The 6,704-nt window shown below is 72.4% G+C and carries 7 protein-coding genes; all 7 read left to right on the forward strand.

Features of this window, described 5'->3' with window-relative positions:
- The first annotated feature begins 131 nt into the window (after positions 1-131).
- Positions 132-2,948 (forward strand): translation initiation factor IF-2, encoded by a 2,817-nt coding sequence (infB, locus tag MLY01S_RS04830; protein WP_067189818.1) that lies wholly within the window; start codon positions 132-134, stop codon positions 2,946-2,948.
- A 50-nt stretch (positions 2,949-2,998) separates the two neighbouring features.
- Entirely contained in the window at positions 2,999-3,439 is a 441-nt protein-coding gene (rbfA, locus tag MLY01S_RS04835; protein ID WP_067189820.1) for a 30S ribosome-binding factor RbfA, read from the forward strand.
- A gap of 13 nt (positions 3,440-3,452) precedes the next feature.
- Positions 3,453-4,436 carry a tRNA pseudouridine(55) synthase TruB gene (truB, locus tag MLY01S_RS04840; protein ID WP_082739715.1) on the forward strand — a complete coding sequence of 328 codons (984 nt, stop codon included), beginning with the start codon at positions 3,453-3,455 and terminating at the stop codon, positions 4,434-4,436.
- On the forward strand, positions 4,433-4,801 hold the full coding sequence (locus MLY01S_RS04845) for a hypothetical protein (protein WP_082739718.1): 369 nt from the start codon (positions 4,433-4,435) through the stop codon (positions 4,799-4,801). Before truB ends, MLY01S_RS04845 begins: the two co-directional genes overlap by 4 nt.
- A gap of 8 nt (positions 4,802-4,809) precedes the next feature.
- Positions 4,810-5,229: a hypothetical protein gene (locus tag MLY01S_RS04850; protein ID WP_067189822.1), complete on the forward strand. Its 420-nt coding sequence runs from the start codon at positions 4,810-4,812 to the stop codon at positions 5,227-5,229.
- A complete protein-coding gene (locus tag MLY01S_RS04855; protein WP_067189824.1) occupies positions 5,230-6,195 on the forward strand; it encodes a bifunctional riboflavin kinase/FAD synthetase in 966 nt (321 codons plus the stop codon).
- Positions 6,192-6,704: class I SAM-dependent methyltransferase (locus tag MLY01S_RS04860; protein WP_169795138.1), on the forward strand; the 513-nt coding region annotated here is incomplete at its 3' end. The genes MLY01S_RS04855 and MLY01S_RS04860, both read left to right, overlap by 4 nt.

Below are 6,704 nucleotides of genomic sequence, written 5' to 3' on the forward strand. Positions count from 1 at the left end.
CAGGCAGGCCGTGCGGCGTCGACCATGATGCACGCCCCGGTCTGGGACACCACCGACGGTCTCAAGGCGGGCTGAACGAGGACCACATCTGTTCCGTTCGGCCTCGCTGAGGAGGCCAGAACAGGAGAAACGTGGCCAAGGTCCGCGTCCACGAGCTCGCCAAGGAGCTCGGCATCCCTTCCAAGGAGGCCTTGAGCAAGCTCAAGGAGCTCGGCGAGTTCGTCAGCTCGGCCTCCTCCACGATCGAGCCCCCGGTCGTGAAGAAGCTCCGCAACGCCTACGCCGGCTCCGCGCCGGCCGGCGATGCCAAGAGCTCCGCCGCGAAGCCCGCGGCCGGAGCAGTCAAGAGCTCCGCCGCGAAGCCCGCGGCCGGAGCATCCAAGTCGGCGGCCGCCCCGCAGGCCCCGGCATCCTCGGCCCCCAAGCCGGGTGCCGCCGCCCCGAAGCCGGGTGCCCAGGCCCCCCAGGCCGGCACGCCGAAGCTGGGTGCCGCGGCTCCGAAGCCGGGTGCCGCCTCCCCGAAGTCTGGTGCCCCGAAGCCGGGTGCGCCGACGCCGGCCTCCTCGGCTCCGAAGCCGGGGGCCGCCGCGCCGAAGCCGGGTGCCCCGAAGCCGGGTGCCGCCGCGCCGAAGCCAGGTGCCCCGAAGCCGGGAGCCCCCCGTCCGGGCAACAACCCGTTCACCTCGAAGGCCGGCTCCGCCGGTCCGCGTCCGGGCGCCCGTGGCGGCCGCGGCGGCCCGCGCCCGGGCAACAACCCGTTCTCCTCCAGCCAGGGCATGCGCTCCGGCCGTGAGGACCGCGCCCCGCGCCCCGGCGGCCCCCGCCAGGGTGCCGGTGCCGGTGGTCCGCGTCCGGCCGCAGGCGGCCCCCGTCCGGGTGCCCCGCGTCCGAACCCGGGGATGATGCCCAAGCAGATCACCCCTGCCCCGGCCCCGTCTCGCGGCGGTGGCCGCGGCCGTCCGGGCGGTGGCCCCGGCCGTCCCGGCGGCTTCGGCGGCCGTGGCCGCGGCAACGCCCAGGGTGCCTTCGGCCGTGGAGGCGGCCCGCGCAAGGGGCGCAAGTCCAAGCGCGCGAAGCGCCAGGAGTTCGAGCAGCAGCACACCCGCGAGATCGGCGGCGTGAAGATCCCCAAGGGCGACGGCAACACCGTGCTTCGCCTGCGCCGGGGCGCTTCGCTCGCCGACTTCGCCGAGAAGATCCGCGCGGACGTCGCGGACCTGGTGAAGGTGCTGTTCACCCTGGGTGAGATGGCCTCGGCCAACCAGTCCCTCGACGAGGACACGTTCCAGCTGCTGGGCGAGGAGCTCGGCTACAAGGTGCAGATCGTGTCCCCGGAGGACGAGGACAAGGAGCTGCTGGAGGCGTTCGATATCGACCTCGAGGCCGAGGAGGCCGAGGAGGACGACGAGGACCTCGAGCCGCGTCCGGCCGTCGTGACCGTCATGGGCCACGTGGACCACGGCAAGACCCGCCTGCTCGACGCCATCCGCTCCTCGAACGTCATCGAGGGCGAGGCCGGCGGCATCACCCAGCACATCGGCGCGTACCAGGTGCCGGTGGACCACCAGGGTGAGCGGCGTCGCCTGACCTTCATCGACACCCCGGGCCACGAGGCGTTCACCGCCATGCGTGCCCGCGGTGCCAAGGTCACCGACATCGCCGTGCTCGTGGTCGCCGCGGACGACGGCGTCATGCCGCAGACCGTGGAGGCCCTGAACCACGCGCAGGCCGCCGACGTGCCGATCGTCGTCGCCGTGAACAAGATCGACAAGGACACCGCCGCCCCGGACAAGATCCGCGGCCAGCTGACCGAGTACGGCCTGGTGCCGGAGGAGTACGGCGGAGACACGATGTTCGTCGACGTCTCCGCCCGCCAGAACCTGCACATCGACCAGCTGCTCGAGGCCGTCCTGCTCACCGCGGACGCCGCCCTGGAGCTCCAGGCCAACCCGGACAAGGACGCCCGCGGCGTCGCCATCGAGGCCAACCTGGACAAGGGGCGCGGCGCCGTGGCGACCGTCCTGGTCCAGACCGGCACCCTGCGCGTCGGCGACACCATGGTCGTCGGCTCGGCGCACGGCCGCGTCCGCGCCATGTTCGACGAGAACGGCGAGGCCGTGGAGGAGGCCCTGCCCTCCCGTCCGGTCCAGGTTCTGGGCCTGTCCGCCGTGCCGCGCGCCGGTGACTCCTTCCTGGTGACCAACGACGAGCGCACCGCCCGTCAGATCGCCGAGAAGCGCGAGGCCGCCGAACGCAACGCCCAGCTGGCCAAGCGCCGCAAGCGCATCACCCTGGAGGAGTTCGACCAGGCGGTGGCCGAGGGCAAGCTGGACACCCTCAACCTCATCATCAAGGGCGATGCGTCCGGTGCCGTCGAGGCGCTCGAGGACTCGCTGCTCAAGATCGATGTGGGCGAGGACGAGGTGCAGCTGCGCGTCATCCACCGCGGTGTGGGTGCGATCACCCAGAACGACGTCAACCTGGCCACCGTGGACAACGCCATCATCATCGGCTTCAACGTCCGTCCCGCCGAGCGCGTGGGCGAGCTGGCCGACAAGGAGGGTGTGGACATGCGGTTCTACTCGGTGATCTACGACGCGATCGACGACATCGAGGCCGCACTGAAGGGCATGCTCAAGCCGGAGTACGAGGAGGTCGAGCTCGGCTCGGCCGAGATCCGCGAGGTGTTCCGCTCCTCCAAGTGGGGCAACATCGCCGGCTCTCTCGTCCGCTCCGGTCTCATCCGCCGCAACGCCCAGGCCCGCCTGGTGCGCGACGGCGTGGTGGTGGCCGACAACCTCAAGATCGACTCGCTGCGCCGCTTCAAGGACGACGCCACCGAGGTCCGCGAGGGCTACGAGTGCGGCATCGGCCTGGGCAGCTTCAACGACATCAAGGAAGGCGACGTCATCGAGACCTTCGAGATGCAGGAGAAGCCGCGCGACTGACCTGCGCCGGACGCAGGACAGCCCCGCAGCCACAGGAAGGAAGTGAGCTCATGGCCGATCCGACACGTGCAGCCAAGCTGGCCCAGCGCATCAAGGTCCTCGTGGCCGAGGCGCTGCGGCGCAGCGTGAAGGACGACCGTGTGGAGCCGGTGACCGTGACGGAGGTCCGCGTGACCAACGACCTCCAGCACGCCACCGTGTACTACACCGTGCTGGGCGACGACGACACCGTCGCCGCCGCCCACCAGGGCATCCAGGACAACCGAGGGATCCTGCGCCGCGAGGTCGGCCGGAACCTGACGATCCGCCTGGTGCCCACCCTCGAGTTCGTCGCGGACACCGTGCCCGAGGCGGCCGCCCACCTCGAGGAGGTGCTGCGCGCGGCCCGGGAGCGGGACGCTCAGATCGCCAAGTCCAGCGAGGGCGCCGCCTTCGCCGGCGAGGCGGACCCGTACCGCCACGCGGACGAGAACGACGACGAGCGAGCCTGAGGCCCCACCGACCGTGAGCTCTCAGCGCACCGCAGCAGCCCCCGACGCCCCGGGCACCGAGGCGTCGGGGGTTGTCCTCGTCGACAAGCCCGGCGGCTGGACCTCGCACGACGTGGTCGGGCGCATCCGCCGCCTGGCCGGGACCCGCAAGGTCGGCCACGCCGGCACCCTCGACCCCATGGCCACCGGCCTGCTCGTGGTCGGGGTCAACAAGGCCACCCGCCTGCTGACCTCCATCACCGGCACGGACAAGGTCTACGAGGCCACCGTGCGGCTCGGGGTCTCCACCGTCACCGACGACGCCGAGGGCGAGGTCCTGCAGACCCGCCTGGCGAACGCCGTCACCGAGGAGCGGGTGGCCGAGCAGGTCGCCGCCCTCACCGGGGACATCGAGCAGGTCCCCTCCGCCGTGTCCGCTGTGAAGGTGGCCGGCCGCCGCGCCTACGACCGCGTCCGTGCGGGCGAGGACGTGAAGCTCGACGCCCGTCCCGTCACCGTGCACTCCTTCGACGTGCTCGAGATGCGCCGCCTGGACGACGGCCGCGTGGTGGACCTTCACGTGCGCGTCCACTGCTCCTCCGGCACGTACATCCGTGCCCTGGCCCGCGACCTGGGGGAGGCCCTCGAGGTCGGCGGCCATCTGACCATGCTGCGGCGCACCAGGGTCGGCCCGTTCGACGTGGCCGACGCCCACAGCCTCGAGGCCCTCGCCGAGCGCTTCGCCATGACCGAGCTCTCCGCGGCCGCCGCGGACCTGTTCCCCGTGCGGGAGGTCTCCGACGCCGAGGCCGAGGAGCTCTCCTTCGGCCGCGCGATCGAGCCCACGGCCACCGGTGAGGAGCTCACCGCCGCCCGCCGCGGCGACGGCACCGTCGTCGCCCTGATCAAGGACGCCCGCCGTCGCGGGCAGGACATCGCGCGTCCGCACCTGGTGTTCTCCCCGTCGGAGGGCCCGGGCGCCGCCGAACAGGACGAACAGAAGGAGCCCCGCCCGTGATCCTGGACGCCTGGTTCTGGACGGGCACCGTCATCGGCGTCCTGTCCCTGCTGATCTGCCTCGTGGCGGCGGTCGTGCGCCGCTACCCGGCGGACTCGGCGATCCTCTCGGCCGCCGCCGTCGAACTGTTCCTGATCGTCTACGGCGTGGCCGGCGCGATCCGGCAGTTCTCCGGGGACACCCTCAACGGTCCGGGCTGGGAGTTCTGGGGCTATGTGATCACGGCCCTGCTGATCCCGCCGCTCGCCGTGGCCTGGGCGATCACGGACAAGACCCGGTGGGCCAACGTGGTGCTCGCCGTCGCCGGCCCCACCGTGGTGGTCATGCTCCACCGCATGCAGGTCATCTGGTACGGACAGTGGTGAGGAGGACCATGAGCACCGAACTGCAGACCCCGCCGCGCCGCAACCAGGGGCTGGGCCGCATCATCGTGATGGTCTACGCCGTCTTCGCCCTCTCGGCGCTGGCCCGCAGCCTCTTCCAGATCCTCAGCCACTTCGACCGCGCCCCGGTGGCCTACGTGCTCTCGGCGTTCGCCGCGGTCGTCTACATCATCGCCACCCTGTCCCTGGCACGCACCGGCCGTACCGCCTGGCTCGTCTCCCTGGCGGCCGTGCTCATCGAGCTGGTCGGCGTGGTGGGAGTGGGCCTGGCCACCGTCCTGCACCCGGAGCTGTTCGCGGATGCCACCGTGTGGTCGCACTTCGGCGCCGGCTACGGCTACGTGCCGCTGGTGCTGCCGATCGTGGGACTGGCGTGGCTGCTGACCCACCGCGAGCCGAAGGAGTCCTGAATGAAACTGTGGACCTCGCTGGACCAGGTGCCGGAGGACCTGCCGAGCACGGTCGTCGCGCTCGGGAACTTCGACGGCGTGCACCGCGGCCACCGTCAGGTGCTGGCCTCCGTGGTGGAGCGTGCCCGCGCCGGCGGCCATGCCGCGGTAGTGGTGACCTTCGCCCCGCATCCGCGCGCCGTGCATCTGCCGCACGTGGCGCACGAGGACATCGTCAGCCCACGCCAGCGGATCGCCCTGCTCGAGGCCGCCGGCGTGGACGCCGTGCTCCAGCAGCACTACTCGCTCGAGTTCGCCCGGCAGACCCCGGAGGAGTTCGTGCGCTCGATGTTCGTGGACGGCCTGAACGCCGCCGCGGTGGTGGTGGGCCATGACGTCCGCTTCGGCCGGGACAACTCCGGCGACTTCGACACGATGGTGCAGCTGGGCCGCGCCCACGGCTTCGAGGTGATCGCGGTGGACGAGTACCCCGCTGCCCTGCCGGAGCACCCGGACCGCCGCTGCTCGTCCACGTGGGTCCGCGAGGCGCTGGCCGCCGGCGAGGTCGCGGAGGCGGCCGCGGTCCTGGGCCGCAACCACGTGGTCTCCGGCGAGGTCGTGCACGGCTGCGCCCGCGGCCGCGAGCTCGGTTTCCCGACCGCCAACCTGGCGGCCGACTCCGAGGGCATGATCCCGGCGGACGGCGTCTATGCTGGCTGGGTCCGCGACGGCGAGGACGGCGTCTGGCCCGCCGCCATCTCGGTCGGCACCAACCCGACCTTCGAGGGCGTGAGCCGTGTGGTCGAGGCGCACGTGATCGACCGCCCGGATGAGCGGGTCGAGGACTTCGACCTCTACGGCAAGCACATCGAGGTCGAGTTCGTCGCGCGCATCCGCGGCATGGTGGCCTATGAGGGCGTGGAGAAGCTGGTGGCCCAGATGCATGCGGACGTGGAGCAGGTCCGCGCGATCCTCGCCTCCTCGTGATCCTTCCCGACGACGGCGTCTCATCCTCCGCGGGGCATCTCGCCTCCGCCCGGGGAGGGGGTGCGTCGGCCGGTGCCGGCGGCGCCGGTGACGCATCCGCCGTCCCGTCCCTGCCGGGCCGGGCCGCCATCACCCGCACCCGCGGGGTGAACCCCTTCGACGTGACGGTGCAGGAGGGCGAGCACTACGACGCCGTCCGCCCCTCCTACCCGGAGGCCGCCGTGGACTGGGTGCTCGAGGGGCTGGAGGCGCCCATGGACGTGGTGGACCTCGGCGCCGGCACCGGCCTGTTCACCCGGCTGCTCGCCGCCCGGCCGGTGGAGGAGGTCGGTTCGGTGGCGGCCGTCGAGCCGTCCGAAGCCATGCGCGCCGTGCTCGCCCGGGACTTGGCGGACGTGGAGACCCCCGACCGCGCCGTCCGCGGCGACGAGGGGGAGGCGGCCCGCACCGCCGGGCGCGTGAGCGCCCTGCCGGGCACCGGGGAGGCGACGGGCCTGGCGGAGGCGAGT

Origin of the sequence: Micrococcus lylae NBRC 15355, assembly GCF_001570885.1 — a bacterium.
Taxonomy (GTDB): domain Bacteria; phylum Actinomycetota; class Actinomycetes; order Actinomycetales; family Micrococcaceae; genus Micrococcus; species Micrococcus lylae.

Bases quoted from the DNA above. Each gene is read 5' to 3' on its own strand.
- MLY01S_RS04855 (WP_067189824.1), top strand. From the start codon at position 5,230: ATGAAACTGTGGACCTCGCTGGACCAGGTGCCGGAGGACCTGCCGAGC.
- MLY01S_RS04850 (WP_067189822.1), top strand. From the start codon at position 4,810: ATGAGCACCGAACTGCAGACCCCGCCGCGCCGCAACCAGGGGCTGGGC.
- rbfA (WP_067189820.1), top strand. From the start codon at position 2,999: ATGGCCGATCCGACACGTGCAGCCAAGCTGGCCCAGCGCATCAAGGTC.